This window comes from Aureimonas frigidaquae, assembly GCF_001463905.1.
Classification (GTDB): domain Bacteria; phylum Pseudomonadota; class Alphaproteobacteria; order Rhizobiales; family Rhizobiaceae; genus Aureimonas; species Aureimonas frigidaquae.
The window spans coordinates 1-17445 of the sequence record NZ_BBWR01000009.1 but is presented as its reverse complement, the minus strand read 5'-3'; the positions used below and the strand labels follow the sequence as shown (position 1 = coordinate 17445).

Genomic DNA, 17445 nt, shown 5'->3' with positions numbered 1-17445 from the left:
TTGGCGCGCCGTTGTCAAGCGGGCGGGCGCAGGCGGCGCGCCAGGCACAGCTCGATGATGACCGCCGTGGCCATGGCGACAGCGAGCAGGAAGAAGGGAATGGCGCCCAGTCCGGCCCGGTCGGCCAGGATGCCCGCAAGGGCCGGCGTCGCCACGCCGCCCAGCATGGCGGCCGACACTTGGAAGCCAATGGCATGCCCTGCCGCGCCATGCAGAACCTGCGGCGTACGGTGCATCAGCAAAGGGAAGATCGGCGCCAGGGAAAAGCCCACGAGAACAAGGCCGAGCGGCCCCGCCCCGACCGGATCGAAGGCGAAGACGGCATAGCCGCAAATCGCCCCCAGGATCGCGGCGCGCAGCATCAAAGGCGTGCCGACCCGCTCGGCCAGCATTCCAAGGAGAATCCGGCCCGCGAACAGGGCCAGCCAGAAGGCGCCGGTCCAGAAGCCCGCGCTTTCCACCGCATAGCCGCGATCCTGCGACAGGATGGCGAAGGCCCATTGCCCGGCGGCGATCTCTGCGCCGGCATAGGTGAAGAAGGCGAGCGCCTGCAGCCAGACGAGCGGGATGCGCAGCGCCTGCGCGGCCGTGACGGGTGTCGGCTCCGGCGCAGCCGCCTCGCCACTGGCCGGGGCCCAGATGCCGCGTGTCACGGTGAAGAGCGTCGCCAGGCACAGCATGATGAGGCCGAGGGCGACATAGCCGAGCCGCCAGGAGGCGAGCCCGACGGCCGCCGTCATGACGAGCGGTCCGAGCCCGGCGCCAAGCCCGAAGGCGGCATGCAGCCAGTTCATCTGGCGGGCGGACAGGCGGCTGGCGGCATAGGCGTTGAGCCCGGAATCGATGGCCCCGCCACCAAAACCCACCAGGAGCGCGAAGCCGAGGAAGACCCACCAGTGGCCGGCAACCGCAAACCCCAGAAGGCCGAGACCGGCCATGGTCGTGGCCACGGCCAGAAGCCGCCCGACGCCCATCGCGGCCAGGAAGCGCCCGGCAAGCGTGCTGGACACGACGAAGCCGATGCCCACGAAAGCGAGCGCAATGCCGAATTGCGCCTGGGGAAGCATTAAGAGGTCGCGCAACGAGGGCCAGGCGACGCCGAAGGCAGCGTCCGGCAGGCCGAGCGAGATGAAGCCGAGATAGAGAAGCGCCACGGCGATGCCGCCGGCCGCCGCGGCCTTTGCCCGGCCCGTTGTGGAATGCATGCCCGACACGCCCCTTTTGCCAACCTTACCGGGCTAGATCGTCTCACGGCCTAGGAATCAAGCCCCGCCCCTTTTCGCGCATGCGAGAAATGATCTAGTTTGCGCCCGACGCGATGACTGGGAGGGCATCTATGAGCGGCGCAATCGTCTGGCAACCCACGGCTGAGCGGGTGGCCGCCACCGGCATGACGGCGTTCCGGCGCGCTGTCGCCGATCGTATCGGCAGGCCGCTGGACGATACGCCGGCCCTTCACCAATGGTCGCTCAGCGAGCCGGAAGCCTTCTGGAGCGCGATCTGGGACCATTTCGACGTGGTCGGCGACAAGGGCGAGCGCGTGCTCGTGGATGCAGAGGCCATGCCCGGCGCCCGCTTCTTCCCCGATGCGACGCTCAACTTCGCGGAGAACCTCTTGGCCCGGCCGGGCGCGCCCGATGCCGACGCCATCGTCTTCCGTGCCGAGGACAAGCTGCAGGACCGCTGGAGCTGGGCCCGGCTGGAAGCGGAAGTGTCGCGCCTGCAGCAGGCCTTCCAGGCCGCCGGCATCGTGCCGGGCGACCGCATCGCCGCCTATCTGCCCAACGTGCCCTTCGCCATCGCGGCCATGCTGGCGGCAACCTCCATCGGCGCCGTCTGGTCCTCGGCCTCGCCCGATTTCGGCCCGCGCGGGGTGCTCGACCGCTTCGGCCAGATCGCTCCGCGCCTGCTTCTGACAGCCGATGGCTACTGGTATGCCGGCAAGGAGAACCCCCTCGCCGAAAAGCTCGCGGCCATCCGGCCGGAGCTGCCGAGCGTCGAAGGGGTCATCGTGCTGGACCTGTGCGGCAGGGCCGCAGCAACGGCCGCGGCGCTGCCCGACGGGGTCACGGCGGACGATTTCCTGGCGGGCTTTGCACCGCGGGCGCTGCATTTCGAGCGCCTGCCCTTCGACCACCCGCTCTACATCCTCTTTTCGTCCGGCACGACGGGTGTGCCCAAATGCATCGTCCACCGGGCGGGCGGCGTGTTGCTGCAGCATTTGAAGGAGCATGCGCTGCATTCGGATGTGCGGGCGGGCGACAGGCTCTTTTACTTCACCACCCTTGGCTGGATGATGTGGAACTGGCTGGCCTCCGGCCTCGGCGTCGGGGCGACGCTCCTGCTCTATGACGGCTCCCCCTTCCATCCGGCCCCGAGCGTCCTGTTCGACTATGCGCAGGATGAGCGGATGACGCATTTCGGAACTTCGGCCAAATATATCGACGCCATCAAGAAGGCCGGGCTTCGCCCGGTCGATACGCACGCCCTGCCCGCGCTGCGCGCCATGATGTCGACCGGTTCGCCGCTGGTCGCTGAAAGTTTCGACTATGTCTACGAGGCGATCGGGGCCGATCTGCACCTCGCCTCCATTTCCGGCGGCACGGACATCGTCTCCTGCTTCGTCCTCGGCGATCCGACCCGCCCCGTCCGGCGCGGGGAGATCCAGGGCCCTGGCCTCGGACTGGCGGTGGAGGTGTGGACCGAAGACGGCGCAGTCGCGCCCGCCGGCGACAAGGGAGAGCTCGTCTGCGCGCGCCCCTTCACGGCCATGCCGCTCGCCTTCTGGGACGATCCGCAGGACAGGCGGTACAAGGCCGCCTATTTCGAGCGCTTCCAGAACGTCTGGTGCCACGGCGACTTTGCCGAAACCACGCAGAGCGGCGGCTTCATCATTCACGGGCGCTCCGACGCCACGCTCAATCCCGGCGGCGTGCGCATCGGAACGGCGGAAATCTACGCCCAGGTCGAGAAGATACCCGACATTCTGGAATGCATCGCCATCGGGCAGGAGTTCGATGGCGACGTGCGCGTGGTGCTCTTCGTGCGGCTGCGTGACGGCGCCGCCTTCACGCCGGAACTGGAACGGCAGATCCGCACGGAGGTGCGCAGCGGCGCCTCGCCCCGCCACGTGCCCGCGCGCATCCTGCCCGTGGCCGACATTCCCCGTACCAAGAGCGGCAAGATCGTCGAGCTTGCCGTGCGCGATGTGGTGCATGGCCGCCCCATCCGCAACATCGAGGCGCTGGCCAATCCACAAGCGCTGGACCTGTTCCGCGACCGGCCGGAACTGAAAGCCTGAAGCTTGCGCAGCGGCGGCGTTCGGACGCCGCCGCAAAATCGCGCCATGTCGCTTTTATACAAGTGACAGGCCGGATTTTTTATCGCCCCCGGGCAGCGTCGGTGCGATGGTTCGGGCGACACGAACGGATGGGCGCGATGCAGAAGTTTTCCGGATTCCAGATCTTCGCCAAGGGGCTGGCCGGCAACAAGGGCTGGGGAGCGCAATGGCGCAATCCGGAGCCCAAGGCCGAGTATGACGCGATCATCGTGGGCGGGGGCGGCCACGGGCTGGCCTGTGCCTATTACCTGGCGCGCGAGCATGGCATCACCAATGTCGCCGTTCTGGAAAAGGGGTGGATCGGCGGCGGCAATACCGGCCGCAACACGACCATCATCCGCTCCAACTACCTCTTCGAGGAATCGGCGGCACTCTACGATCATGCGGTCAAGCTCTGGGAAGGCCTGTCGCAGGAGCTGAACTACAACGTCATGTACTCGGCGCGCGGCGTGCTCATGCTGGCGCACAACATCCACGACGTGCAGGTGTTCAAGCGCCATGTCCATGCCAACCGGCTGGCCGGCGTCGACAATGAGTGGCTGACGCCGCAGGAGTGCAAGGAATACTGCCCGCCGCTCAACATCGACGCGTCGACCATGCGCTACCCCGTGCTGGGCGGCGCCCTGCAGCGGCGTGGCGGCACGGCGCGCCACGATGCGGTGGCCTGGGGCTATGCCCGCGCCGCATCGGCGCTCGGCGTGGACATCATCCAGAATTGCGAGGTCACCGCCATCACCCGGGGGCCGGAGGGCGCTGTGACGGGGGTGCAAACGACGCGCGGGCCGATCCGCGCCCGGCGCATCGGCGTATCGGCTGCGGGCAACTCCTCCGTGGTCATGGACATGGCGGGCGTGCGCATGCCGCTGGAAAGCTTCCCCCTGCAGGCTTTGGTATCCGAGCCGGTCAAGCCGGACTTTCCCTGCGTGGTCATGTCGAACACGATTCACGCCTATATCAGCCAGTCCGACAAGGGCGAGATGGTGATCGGCGCCGGCACGGATGCCTACACCTCCTATACGCAGCGCGGCGGCCTGCACATCGCCAATCATACGCTCGACGCCATCTGCGAGCTGTTGCCGCAATATCGGCGGCTGCGGATGCTGCGCAACTGGGGCGGCATCGTCGACGTGACGCCGGACCGCTCGCCGATCCTCGGCAAGACGCCCGTGCGGGGGCTCTACGTCAATTGCGGGTGGGGCACCGGCGGCTTCAAGGCCACGCCGGGCGCGGGGCATTTGTTGGCCTACACCATGGCGCGGGACGAACCCCACCCGATCAACGCGCCCTTCACCATCGAACGTTTCCGCGACGGTTACCTCATCGACGAGGCCGCCGCCGCCGCCGTGGCGCACTGAACCCCGGACCCAAGGCCGAACGACCATGCTTCTGATCCACTGCCCCTATTGCGGCCCCCGGCCCGAACTCGAATTCCGGCATGCCGGGCAGGCGCATATCGCCCGCCCGGAAACGCCGGCCGACACCACGATCGAGGATTGGGGAAGCTACCTTTACGAGCGTAGCAACGCCCGCGGCCTGCACGCCGAACGCTGGCGGCACATTCATGGCTGCGGACGCTTCTTCAACGCGCTGCGCGACACGCGGACCGACATGTTCACCGCCACCTACAAGGTCGGCGAAGAGCGGCCGGACGCAGCACCGGCGGAGGGTGGCCGATGAACGCGTTCCGCACGGCCGAAGGCGGACGGATCGACCGCACCCGGCCGCTCTCCTTCAGTTTCGACGGCAAGAGCTTCACCGGTTATGCGGGCGACACGCTCGCATCCGCGCTGATCGCCAATGGCGTGCACCTGGTCGGGCGCAGCTTCAAGTATCATCGCCCCCGCGGCATCCTGACCGCCGGCAGCGAAGAGCCGAACGCCCTGGTCGGCGTCGGCCGCGACGAGGCACATTACACGCCCAACCTGCGGGCCACCCAGGTCGAGCTCTATGACGGGTTGAAGGCCGAAAGCCAGAACCGCTGGCCCTCGCTGGAATGGGATGTGGGCGAGGTCAATGACGGGCTCGGCCGCTTTTTCGGCGCAGGCTTCTACTACAAGACCTTCATGTGGCCGCGCGCGGCCTGGAAGAAGCTGTATGAGCCTGTCATCCGCCGCGCCGCCGGCCTTGGTCGCGTTCCGACTGCCCCCGACGCGGACCGCTATACCCAGCGCTTCGCCCATTGCGAGGTGCTGGTGGTGGGCGCCGGCCCGGCCGGCCTGGCCGCTGCATTGGCTGCGGCACAGTCCGGCCAGCGGGTGATCCTGTGCGACGAGCAGTCGGAAATGGGCGGCTCGCTCCTGCACGAGGCGGCCGCCCGGATCGAGGGCATGCCGGCCGCGCAATGGGCGGCGGCGGTGCTCGATGAGCTGCGCAGCCGCGACAATGTCACGCTCCTTTCGCGGACGACGGCCTTCGGCTTCTATCCGCACAACTTCCTCGGCCTCGTGGAGCGCGTGACGGAGCATCTGGCCGTGGCGGCGCCGGGCCTGCCGCGCGAGCGCATGTGGCAGGTGCGCGCCGGCCGCGTCGTCTTTGCCACCGGCAGCATCGAACGCCCCCTCGCCTTCCCGGAGAACGATCGCCCCGGCATCCTGATGGCGGAGGCGGCGCGCCAGTACCTGAACCGCTACGGCGCCAAGCCGGGCGAGACGGCCACCGTCTTCGCCGCCAATGATTCGGCCTATCGTGCGGCGCTGGAGCTGCGCGCCGCCGGCGTGGAGATCGCCGCGGTGGCCGACCTGCGGCCCAACCCGTCCGGCCCCTATGTGGAGATGCTGCGTGCAGCGGGCGTGCCCATCTATGGTGAGACGGCGGTGATCGGCACGCGCGGCCGGTTGCGGCTCGGCAGTGCCATCCTGGGGCGGCTCGGCTGGCGGAGCGGCGAAACTGTGCCTTGCGACACGCTGATCATGTCGGCCGGCTTCACGCCGACCGTGTCGCTCTTCTCCCAGTCGCGCGGCAAGCTCAAATGGGACGACGGGCTCGGCGCCTACATTCCCGCCCAGTCGGTGGAAAACGAGCGCTCGGCCGGAAGCTGCCGTGGCGTCTTCGACCTGGCCACCGTTCTGGCGGATGGCTGGGCGGCCGGCGGCGGCACCACGCGTGACTTTTCGGTCGACGCGATCCCGGTCGGCAACGACAGCTATCGCGGGGCGACCCCGCACCGCCGCAAGCCGGTCTCGGTCAAGGCCTTCGTCGACTTCCAGAACGATGTGACCACCAAGGATATCAAGCTCGCCACGCAGGAGGGCTTCCAGTCCATCGAGCATGTGAAGCGCTACACGACGACCGGCATGGCGACGGATCAGGGGCGCATCTCCAACATCAACGCGCTCGCCATCGTCGCCGATGCGCTCGGCCGGCCCGAGCCGGCCGTGGGCCTGACGACCTTCCGCCCGCCCTACACGCCGACGAGCTTCGGCAGCTTTGCGGGGCCTTCACGCGGGGCCCTGTTCGACCCCGTGCGCCAGACCCCGATCCACGACTGGGCCGCCGCGCGCGGCGCGGCCTTCGAGGATGTCGGCATCTGGAAGCGGGCCCACTACTTCCCGCAAGGGGGCGAGGACATGCACGCCGCCGTGGCGCGCGAATGCCGCGCCGTGCGCAGCTCGGTGGGCATCTTCGACGCCTCGACCCTCGGCAAGATCGAGGTCGTCGGGCCGGATGCCGCCGAGTTCATGAACCGCATCTACACCAACCCCTTCGCCAAGCTGGCCATCGGCCAGTTGCGCTACGGCGTGATGCTGCGCGAAGACGGTTTCGTGCTGGATGACGGCGTCATCGCGCGGATGGCGGAAGACCGGTTCCACGTGACCACCACGACGGGCGGCGCGCCGCGCGTTCTGAATATGATGGAAGACTACCTCCAGACCGAATGGCCCGATCTCGACGTCTGGCTGACCTCCATCACCGAAGAATGGGCGACCATCGCCGTCCAGGGCCCGAGGGCGCGCGATGTCCTGGCCCCGCTGGTGGAGGGGGTCGACCTGTCGCGCGAGGCCATGGGTCACATGACCTGGCGGGAGGGCAAGGTGGCCGGGGTCGCGGCGCGGATCTGGCGCGTGTCCTTCACGGGCGAGCTCGGCTTCGAGATCAACGTGCCGGCCGGCTACGGCCGCGCGGTCTGGGACGCGGTCTTCGCGGCCGGGCAGCCTTACGGCATCACGCCCTACGGGACGGAGACGATGCACGTCCTGCGGGCCGAGAAGGGTTACATCATCGTCGGCCAGGAGACGGACGGCACCGCCGTCCCGGACGATGTCAATCTTGGCTGGGCCGTCGCCAGGAAGAAGAAGGACTTCGTGGGCATGCGCTCGCTGATGCGCCCCGCCTTGCAGGGCGCGGATCGCAAGCAGCTCATCGGCCTTCTGACCGATGATCCCGGCACGGTGCTGGAAGAAGGCGCCCAGCTGGTCGAGCGGACGGAGGATCGCAACGCCCGCGCCACGATACCCGCCCTCGGCCATGTGACCTCGTCCTATGCCTCCGCCACGCTGGGGCGCTCCATCGCGCTCGCACTGGTGCGCGGCGGGCGGGCGCGGATCGGCGAGCGGCTGGACGTGCCCATGCCCGGCGGACGGATCGGCGTGACGATCGTGGACCCGGTGTTCTACGACAAGGAAAACGAGCGGCTGAATGTCTGACCTCACCCTCAACTCCCCCCTCGACGCCCTGGCCGCCGCTGCGCGGTCCATCCCGGCCGCTGCGCTGGAGCTGGTGCAGGCGCGCGCGCGGTTCAGCTTCCGGGCGCGGGACGCCAGGGCCATTGCCGCGGCCGGCGAGGCCTTCGGCACGCCCCTCCCGCAGGAGGCCTGCCGCTTCACCGAAGGGCCGGACCGCCGCGCCCTCTGGCTCGGGCCGGACGAATGGCTCCTCGTGGCGCCTTTGGCGAGCGGGCCAGACATTCAAGAAGCGCTCGAACGGGCTTTGGCCGGCCTGCCGCATGCGCTGGTCGATGTCAGCCATCGATCGGTCAGCTTCACCATCGGCGGCCCGAGGGCTGCGGACGTGTTGAATGCCGGCTGCCCGCTGGACCTGTCGCTGAACGCCTTCCCGGTCGGCATGTGCACGCGTACGGTCCTTGCCAAGACGGAGATCGTCCTTCTGCGAACGCAGGAGGACAAGTTCCAGGTCGATGTGTGGCGCTCCTTCGCGCCCTATGCCTGGTCCTACCTGGATGATGCGCGCCGCGAACTCGGCTGACGGCGCTGCGCGAAAGAACGGTGATGTGCTGATGGTCTCGCTTTACGATCTGTTCAAGGTGGGAATCGGCCCATCCTCGTCGCATACGGTCGGGCCCATGCGTGCGGCTGCGTCCTTTGCCGAAGGGCTGGTAACCTGCCCGGATGTCGCGCGCGTCACCATCACGCTCTATGGCTCCCTCGCCTGGACGGGCAAGGGCCACGGCACGGCCGAGGCTATCCTGCTCGGCCTTTCCGGCGAGCGCCCGGAGTCGGTCGAGCCGGATGCCGTCGGCGGCATCGTCGCGGCGATCCGCGACACGCGCAGCCTGACGCTCAAGCATGACCGCCGGATCGGTTTCGACGAGGAGCGGGATCTTCTCTTCGACTTCATCTCCGAAGCGCCGGCCCATCCCAACACGCTGAAGTTCACCGCCCATGATGCGAACGACGCTCCGCTTTTCGAGGAGCGGTGGTGCTCCATCGGCGGCGGCTTCGTCGTTCCGGAGGCGGAGGTCGGCAGCCCGGTCGAGGCGCAGGCAACGGTGCCCTTCAGCTTCACCAGTGGCCGCATCCTCCTCGATATCGGCCGGCGGACGGGGCTTTCCATCGCCGAGATCGTCCGCGCCAACGAGCACGCCATGCGCGACCCGGCGGAAGTATCGGCGCATCTGACCCGCATCATCGACGTGATGATGGCCTGCATCGACCGGGGCCTGTGCGCCGAGGGCGAGCTGCCCGGCGGCCTCTCCGTGCGCCGGCGCGCCCGCGCGCTGAAGGGCAAACTCGAGGCGGACCATCTGCGCAACGCCCGCCACCCGCACGAGATCATGGATTGGGTCAGCCTCTACGCCATCGCCGTGAACGAGGAGAACGCCGCCGGCGGCCGCGTCGTGACCGCGCCGACCAACGGGGCGGCCGGCGTCGTGCCGGCCACGCTGCGCTATTTCCGGGACCATTGTCACGGCGCGAGCCGCGCCGGCATGGAAACCTTCCTCCTGACGGCCACCGCCATCGGCGGCCTCTTCAAGCAGAACGCATCCATTTCCGGCGCGGAGGTCGGGTGCCAGGGAGAGGTGGGCGTCGCCTGCTCCATGGCCGCGGCCGGCCTTGCCGCGGCACTCGGCGCGACCAACGAACAGGTGGAGAACGCCGCCGAGATCGGGATGGAGCACCATCTCGGCATGACCTGCGATCCCATCGCCGGCCTTGTCCAGGTTCCGTGCATCGAGCGCAACGCCTTCGGTGCGGTGGCCGCCGTCCAGGCCGCCTCGCTCGCCATGCGGGGCGATGGGCAGCATATCGTGTCGCTCGATAAGGTGATCGTCACCATGCGCGAAACCGGGCGGGACATGGCCACCAAATACAAGGAGACCTCGCAGGGCGGGCTGGCGGTCAATCACCCGGAATGTTGAGTGCCCAGGGATTGAGCATAGCTTAGCCCTCGCGCGGCCGGTCGCTCACCTTTTGCGGCTCGTTATCCCTCAATTCCCGTGCCGCAGACCGGCATTTGCCGCCTGCGGCGACATAGCCGCTAAACCGTTGAGTATGATAGCAGACTAGTTCCCGGCCGCCAGCGCAATGCAGCATTGACGCTGCACTGCGAAGACGCAGTATACGGGAGCAATGCCCGAATTTTGAGCGTGTCGCGAAAGCGCCAGATTTCGTCGTATGGAGTAAAGTATCCGGATAAGAATGGCTCCAGACTGCCATTATCCACCGGGCGCTTTTTCGGAGACGAAGCCCATGCTCGACCGCAGCAACGATACCTCCCTCTCCGCCCTCCTGCAGCGTCGGGTGCCTGGTTACACGCTGGAGGCGGCCTTCTATACGAGCGACGAGATTTTCGCCGCCGACATGGAGGCGATCTTCGAGAAGCACTGGTTGTTCGTCGGCGTCGAGCCGGACGTGCCCGAACCGGGCGACGTCATGACGGTGGAGATCGGCACCAACTCCGTCCTGATCCTGCGCGACGACGACATGCAGATCCGCGCCTACCACAATGTCTGCCGCCACCGCGGCGCGCGCCTCGTGCTGGAAGAAAAGGCGACGGTGGGCAACCTCGTCTGCCGCTACCATTCCTGGACCTACAATCTGGATGGCGACCTGATCCATGCCGAGCATATGGGCGAAGGCTTCGACCGCTCCTGCCATGGGCTGAAGCCGGTCCATGTCCGCTCGCTGGAAGGGCTCATCTTCATCTGCCTGGCGGAGGATCCGCCGGAGGATTTCGACGAGATGGCGCGGGTGATGGGCCCCTATATCGCCCCTCACAATCTGCGCGATACGAAGGTTGCCTATCAGCACGACCTTATCGAGCCGGGCAACTGGAAGCTGACGATGGAGAACAACCGCGAGTGCTACCACTGCGGTGCCAACCATCCGGAGCTGACCGTGCCGCTCTTCGCCTATGGCTTCGGCTTCGCGCCGGAGGAACTGGACGAGGTCGAGCGCCAGAACGCCGAGCGCTACGGCTGCATGGTCACCGACAGCCACAGCGCATGGGAAGCACAGGGCATCCCGTCGCGTTGCCAGGAGCATCTGGACGATATGGTGACCGGCTACCGCACCGAGCGGCTGCCGCTGGACGGCGCCGGGGAAAGCCATACGCTGGATACCAAGGCGGCCAGCCGCAAGCGGCTCGGCACCCTGCCGAGCGACAAGATGGGCGCCCTGCACTTCTGGACACAGCCCAATAGCTGGCACCACTTCATGGGGGACCACGCGGTCACCTTCTCGGTCATCCCGATCGACGCCAACCACTCCCTCCTGCGCACCAAGTGGCTCGTCCACAAGGACGCCGTCGAGGGCGTGGACTATGACCTGGAAAATCTCATCGGCGTCTGGATGGCGACCAACCAGCAGGACAGCGATCTGGTCGGCTATTGCCAGAAGGGCGCGAGGTCCAGCGCCTACCAGCCGGGCCCCTATTCCCCCCATACCGAGATGCTCGTGGAGAAGTTCTGCAATTGGTACATCAAGCGCATGCGCGCCCATGTCCAGCCGGGCCGCAGCGCCGACGCCGCCTGAAGCCAACATCAACGCCGAGGGCGATCCCGTGAGCCAGATGGACATTGCCGCCAAGCCCGCGCCGACGGGCTACTACGAGTGGGACCCGAACGAGGACGACGTCCTGATCTGCCGGGCGGTGCGGGCCGAGACGCATGACGTCAAGACCTTCGTCTTCGCGCCGCGCCGCGGGCGGCACTTCACCTACCTTCCCGGCCAGTTCCTGACCTTCGAGTTCGAGATCGGCGGAGAGACGATCTATCGCTGCTACACGATCTCCTCCTCCCCCACGCGGCCGGACACGGTGTCGATCACCGTCAAGCGCGTGCGCAACGGCCCGGTCTCCAACTGGCTGCACGACAATTTCCGCCCCGGCATGATGCTGCGTGCCACGGGCCCGATGGGCGAATTCTCCTGGGCCGTCTCGCCCGCCCAGCCCAAATACCTGCTCCTGTCGGGCGGCAGCGGCGTGACCCCGATGATGTCCATGGCGCGCAGCGCCTACGACCTGGCCGAAATCCGCGATACGCTTTTCGTCCACGCCGCGCGCTCGCCGGCCGACATCGTCTACCGGGACGAGCTGGACTTCATGGCCCGGCGCAACCGCTCCATCCGCGTGGCCCATATCTGCGAGGACGATGCCCCGCACGAATCCTGGACAGGGCTGCGCGGGCGGCTCACGCGGCCCATGCTGGATGCCCTCGCGCCCGATTTCCGCGAGCGGATCGTCTTCGTCTGCGGACCTGCGCCCTTCATGGCTGCGGTCCGCACGATGCTGGCCGAGGCCGGTTTCGACATGAGCCGCCACTTCGAGGAAAGCTTCAACTTCGAGGAACTGCCCGCCGCCGAGCGCGAGGCCGTTGAGGAAGCCTCGGAAGAGCTGGCCAGCGATACGGCCACCTTCCGGATCGAGTTCGCCAAGACCAAGCGGGTCGTCGAGTGCCCCTCCAACCTGACCATTCTGGACGCGGCGCGCCGCGCCGGCATGCGCCTGCCGTCGAGCTGCACCAAGGGGCTGTGCGGAACCTGCAAGTCCAAAAAGCTCTCGGGCGAGGTGGAGATGACCCATCAGGGTGGCATCCGCCAGCGCGAGGTCGACCAGGGCATGGTGCTGATCTGCTGCTCCAAGCCCTTGTCCGACGTCGTGATCGACCGCTGAGAGCCCAGCGGCATGCCGGCGCCCCCCGACCTTTCCGCATTGCGCAGCTTCGCCTTCCTGACGCTGCCCAACTATTCGATGGTCGCCGCCATGTCGGCCATCGAGGCGTGCCGGATTGCCAATTACCTGGCCGGTGAGACGGTCTATGAGTGGCAGGTCGTCAGCCTGTCGGGCGCCCCGGTCGAGGCGTCGAACGGCTTGTCCCTGGCGCGCACCGTGGCGCTGGCCGATGCGGCACGGGCCGATATCCTGTTCGTCTGCGGCGGGCTCGATATCCGCCATGCGATCGACAAGCGCCTGCTCGAGGAACTGCGCCGCCTGGCGCGGCGCGGCCAGACGCTCGGCGCGCTGTGCACCGGCAGTTTCGCCCTGGCGCAGGCCGGACTTCTCGACGGGCGCCGCTGCGCCATCCACTGGGAGAACCTCACCGCCATCGCCGAGGAATTCCCGGACGTCCATTTCGTCGAGGATATCTTCGTCATCGACAGGGACCGGGTCACCTGCACGGGCGGAACGGCGCCGATGGACCTCATGGCCGCGCTGGTGGAAGCCCGGCTCGGCCGGAGCGTCAAGAACAAGCTCGCCCGCCAGTTCATCCTGGAGCGGCTGCGCGGCCAGGGCGAAAGCCAGCAGCAGCCCCTGTCGCGGCAGGGCCAGGGCCACCCGGCGCTGGACCTTGCGGCCGACCTGATGCGCAAGACGGTGGATGCGCCCATGAGCGTCACCGCCATCGCCGCGCGGGCCAGCCTGTCGTCCCGCCAGCTCGAACGCCTGTTCCGCCAGCATACGGGCGTCGGCCCGGCCGAATACTACCTGTCGCTGCGGCTTGCCCATGCGCGCGATCTGCTGCGCCAGTCCGAACTCAGCATCACGGCCGTGGGGATTGCCTGCGGCTTCGTATCCCCCGCCCATTTTTCCGCCGCCTACCGCCGTCGCTACGGGCATACGCCGCGCAGCGAACGGCTGCGCCCGGCCGCGCCCGCCGCCGCAACGCAGGCCATCCTGGAGGATCTGCGCCCATGATCGCCCATGCCGACGCGCTGTTGAAACCCTTGACCATCAAGGGCCTGACCATCCGCAACCGTGTCATGTCGACCAGCCATGCGCCGGGCTACGGCAAGGACGGCAAGCCGCAGGAGCGCTACCAGCTGTATCACGAGGAAAAGGCCAAGGGCGGCATCGGCCTGACCATGTTCGGCGGCTCGTCCTCGGTGGCCATCGACAGCCCGGCCACCCCCTGGGCGCAGATTTCGGTGGCGGACGACAGCGTCATCCCCTTCTTCCAGTCCTTTTCCGAACGCATCCACCGGCACGGGGCGAAGCTGATGATCCAGCTCACCCATATGGGCCGGCGCACGCGCTCCGATACGGACAACTGGATGCCGACCATCGCGCCGTCCGTCCTGCGCGAGCCGGCCTCGCGCTCGGTTCCGAAGGAAATGGAACAGGAGGATATCGACCGTGTCGTCGCATCCTTCGCCGCGGCGGCGCGGCGGGCGCGCGACGGCGGGCTCGACGGCTGCGAGATTTCGGCCGCGCATGGCCATCTGGTCGATCAGTTCTGGTCCCCCTCCAGCAACATGCGGACCGACGCCTATGGCGGCAGCCTCGACAACCGCATGCGCTTCGGCATCGAGGTGCTGGAGGCCATGCGCACCGAGGTGGGCGACGATTTCGTTATCGGCATCCGCATGTCGGGCGATGAGATGCTCGGCAGCGGCCTGTCGCAGGACGATCTCATGACCATCGCCACCACCTATGCCGAGCGCGGCCTGGTGGATTTCCTGAACATCATCGGCGGCCAGGCGCGCGATCATATCGCCCATGCGGTGTCGCTGCCCAATATGAGCTTCCCCGTCGCGCCGTTCCTGTACCTGCCGAGTGCCCTGAAGCGCGAGGTCGACGTGCCGGTGTTCCACGCCCAGCGTGTGACGGACATCGCCAGCGCCGCGCGCGCCGTGGCCGAAGGCCATGTCGACATGGTGGCGATGACGCGGGCCCACATCGCCGATCCGCACCTCGTGCGCAAGCTGCAGGAAGGCCGCGCCGACGATATCCGTCAATGCGTCGGCGCGGGCTACTGCATCGACAGGATCTATGTGGGCGGCGATGCGCTCTGCATCCAGAACGCGGCCACGGGGCGCGAGGCGACCATGCCGCACGAAGTCACCCCCGGCCCCTCACGGCGCAAGGCGGTGGTGATCGGCGGCGGGCCGGCGGGCCTGGAAGCCGCCCGGGTTCTGGCCCTGCGCGGCCATGAGGTCGTCCTGTTCGAACGCCAGCCGGCGACCGGCGGCCAGATCACCCTGGCCGCCAAGGCCACCTGGCGCGAGGCGCTGACCGGCATTTCCCGCTGGCTGGACGCGCAGGTCGTCAAGCTCGGCGTCGACAGGCGCCTGGGAGTGGAGGCGAGCGCCGAGGCGGTCCTGGCCGAGCGGCCGGATGTCGTCATCGTCGCCACGGGCGGGCGGCCGGCCCTGGGCCACGCGCGCGGCGCGCAGGAGCACGCCGTCTCGACGGCCGACATATTGAGCGGCCGGGTCGAGCCCACGGGGACGATCCTCCTCTATGACGAGCAGGGGCAGCACAATGCGGCCTCGACCGCCGAACATCTGGCCAAGCGCGGCTGCCTGGTGGAACTGGCCACGCATGACCGCATGATCGGCGAGGAGATCGGCACGACCAACCAGCCGATCCACCTGCGCGAACTCTACAAGCTCGGCGTCGTCATGACGCCCAATATGGAGCTGATCGAGATCTACCCCGAAGGCAACCGGCTGGTGGCCGCCCTGCGCAACACCTACACGGATGCGGAGGAAGAGCGCGTGGTGGACCGCGTGGTGGTGGATTACGGGACGCTGCCCAATGACGGCATCTATGTCGACCTGAAGGACAAGTCCCGCAATCATGGGCAGATCGATCAGGAAGCCCTGGTCGCGGGCCGCCCGCAACCCGATAACCGCGACGGCTTCGCGCTCTACCGGATCGGCGATGCCGTCGCGGGGCGCAACATCCATGCGGCGATCTACGACGCGCTGCGCCTTTGCAAGGACCTCTAGCCCGGCCACCGGACAGGCACGCCCCATGACCACTGCCATCGGCCTTTTGGTACTCCTGATGCTGTTCGTGGCGCTGGCGCGGCTCGCTCCGCGCCTGCGGCTCTGGCACGCGGGCACCGCCGCGCCGGTGGACTGGCTGGCCGGGATCGCCGCCCTGCCCCGCCGCTATCTCAAGGACGTGCATGGCGTCGTCGCGCGTGATCCCTTCACGGCCCGCATGCACGCCATGGTGGCCGGCGGCCTGATCGCGGCCTCGCTGCTCGCCCTCCTGGCGCTGCTGCCGGGACTGGGCGAATCCGCCATCCTGGCGGCGCTGACCGGGCTGGCCTTTGCCGCCATGCTGGCCGGCGCGCTCATGGTCGGCCTGCGCCGCGCGCCGCCGACCCCGCCGCGCCTGTCGCGCGGGGCTTTCCAGATCCTGCCCCTCCTGCTCCTCTCCTATGCCGCGGGCGGCGCGCTGGCGACGCTGCCCCTCGGCCCGGCGCTCAACCTGGCCGGTTTTGCACTGGCCGTGGCGGGTGGCCTCGGCCTGGCGGTCCAGACCGGCAGCGGCCCGATGCGCCATGCCGTCACCGGAGCGCTGCATCTGATCGCCCATCCGCGCCCCGAACGTTTTGCAGGACGCGCCGATACGGCCCTGGTGCCGCTGGATCTTACGCAGTCGCGGCTCGGCGTCGCTGCGCCGTCCGACTTTGCCTGGAACCGGCTCCTGTCCTTCGATGCCTGCATCCAGTGCGGCCGCTGCGAAATGGCCTGCCCGGCCTTTGCCGCCGGCCAGCCGCTCAACCCCAAGCGGCTGATCCAGGACCTGTCCGCCGCCATGACGCCCGGCGGCAACCCGGCCTATCGCGGGCGCGGCTATCCGAATGCTCCGGCCGTCGCCGGGGTCAGCGGCATGGAGACTGCCATTATCGGGCAGGATGCGCTGATCCATCCCGATACGCTCTGGTCGTGCACGACCTGCCGCGCCTGCGTGGAAGAGTGCCCGATGATGATCGAGCATGTCGACGCCATCGTCGATCTGCGGCGATTCCAGGTCCTGGAGCGCGGCGCGGTACCGGACAAGGCGGAGGATCTCCTGGCGCGCACCCGCACGCAGGACGAACCCGGCGGACGCCGGCTTGCCGCGCGGCCGGACTTCGCCGCCGGCCTGCCTCTACCCCTGATGTCAGAGCGTGGACAGGCCGATATCCTGCTGTGGCTCGGCGAAGGCGCCTATGATCTGCGCTATGGCCGCTCGCTGCGCGCGCTCCTGCGGCTTCTCGACCTGGCCGGCGTGGACTACGCCATCCTCGGCGCAGAGGAACGCGATTGCGGGGATACGGCGCGCCGGCTGGGTGACGAGGCGACGTTCCAGCAACTGGCAGTCGACAACATCGCCACCCTGTCGCGCTACGCCTTCAACCGCATCCTGACGGCCGATCCGCATGCGCTGCATGTCCTGCGCAACGAGTATCCCGCATTGGGCGGGCACTACGAGGTCATCCACCACTCCGCCTTCCTGGACGAGCTGGCGGCAGATGGGCGGTTGTCCTTCGCAAGCCTGGCCGGGCAGGACGTGACCTATCACGACCCGTGTTACCTCGGCCGCTACAATGGGGAGGTGGAGGCCCCGCGCCGCCTGCTCGACCGGATGGGGCTGCACGTCCTGGAAATGGAGCGGCACGGCAAGCGGTCCATGTGCTGTGGCGGTGGCGG

The 17445-nt window shown here is 68.1% G+C and carries 12 protein-coding genes; 11 read left to right on the top strand and 1 reads right to left on the bottom strand.

Annotated elements, in window-relative coordinates; all coding sequences use genetic code 11:
• Positions 1 to 14: 14 nt before the first annotated feature.
• Positions 15 to 1205 carry an MFS transporter gene (locus tag AUL30_RS10065; RefSeq protein ID WP_062227763.1) on the bottom strand — a complete coding sequence of 397 codons (1191 nt, stop codon included), beginning with the start codon at positions 1203 to 1205 and terminating at the stop codon, positions 15 to 17.
• Positions 1206 to 1336: 131 nt separating this feature from the next.
• On the opposite strand from AUL30_RS10065, the gene AUL30_RS10060 reads away from it, so the two are divergent.
• From AUL30_RS10060 to AUL30_RS10010, 11 genes are all read left to right on the top strand, one after another.
• Positions 1337 to 3301: an acetoacetate--CoA ligase gene (locus AUL30_RS10060; RefSeq protein WP_244490784.1), complete on the top strand. Its 1965-nt coding sequence runs from the start codon at positions 1337 to 1339 to the stop codon at positions 3299 to 3301.
• A 137-nt stretch (positions 3302 to 3438) separates the two neighbouring features.
• The gene (locus tag AUL30_RS10055; protein WP_062227877.1) at positions 3439 to 4695 is read left to right on the top strand and encodes a sarcosine oxidase subunit beta family protein; all 1257 of its coding nucleotides are present in this window, start codon (positions 3439 to 3441) and stop codon (positions 4693 to 4695) included.
• 25 nt (positions 4696 to 4720) lie between these two features.
• Positions 4721 to 5017: a sarcosine oxidase subunit delta gene (locus tag AUL30_RS10050; protein WP_062227761.1), complete on the top strand. Its 297-nt coding sequence runs from the start codon at positions 4721 to 4723 to the stop codon at positions 5015 to 5017.
• Positions 5014 to 7983 carry a sarcosine oxidase subunit alpha family protein gene (locus tag AUL30_RS10045; RefSeq protein WP_062227760.1) on the top strand — a complete coding sequence of 990 codons (2970 nt, stop codon included), beginning with the start codon at positions 5014 to 5016 and terminating at the stop codon, positions 7981 to 7983. Before AUL30_RS10050 ends, AUL30_RS10045 begins: the two co-directional genes overlap by 4 nt.
• Complete coding sequence (locus AUL30_RS10040; RefSeq protein ID WP_062227759.1) at positions 7976 to 8542, top strand: sarcosine oxidase subunit gamma; 567 nt, start codon at positions 7976 to 7978, stop codon at positions 8540 to 8542. Before AUL30_RS10045 ends, AUL30_RS10040 begins: the two co-directional genes overlap by 8 nt.
• A gap of 31 nt (positions 8543 to 8573) precedes the next feature.
• Entirely contained in the window at positions 8574 to 9935 is a 1362-nt protein-coding gene (locus AUL30_RS10035; protein ID WP_062227876.1) for an L-serine ammonia-lyase, read from the top strand.
• A gap of 331 nt (positions 9936 to 10266) precedes the next feature.
• Positions 10267 to 11550 (top strand): aromatic ring-hydroxylating oxygenase subunit alpha, encoded by a 1284-nt coding sequence (locus AUL30_RS10030; RefSeq protein WP_062227758.1) that lies wholly within the window; start codon positions 10267 to 10269, stop codon positions 11548 to 11550.
• Between the two features lie 37 nt (positions 11551 to 11587).
• Positions 11588 to 12688 carry a hybrid-cluster NAD(P)-dependent oxidoreductase gene (locus AUL30_RS10025; RefSeq protein WP_062227875.1) on the top strand — a complete coding sequence of 367 codons (1101 nt, stop codon included), beginning with the start codon at positions 11588 to 11590 and terminating at the stop codon, positions 12686 to 12688.
• Between the two features lie 12 nt (positions 12689 to 12700).
• Positions 12701 to 13711 carry a GlxA family transcriptional regulator gene (locus tag AUL30_RS10020; RefSeq protein WP_062227757.1) on the top strand — a complete coding sequence of 337 codons (1011 nt, stop codon included), beginning with the start codon at positions 12701 to 12703 and terminating at the stop codon, positions 13709 to 13711.
• The gene (locus AUL30_RS10015) at positions 13708 to 15747 is read left to right on the top strand and encodes an FAD-dependent oxidoreductase (RefSeq protein ID WP_062227756.1); all 2040 of its coding nucleotides are present in this window, start codon (positions 13708 to 13710) and stop codon (positions 15745 to 15747) included. The genes AUL30_RS10020 and AUL30_RS10015 overlap by 4 nt, the downstream gene beginning before the upstream one ends.
• Before the next feature lie 25 nt (positions 15748 to 15772).
• Positions 15773 to 17445 (top strand): DUF3483 domain-containing protein (locus tag AUL30_RS10010; protein WP_062227755.1); only part of this gene is annotated, 1673 nt, incomplete at its 3' end.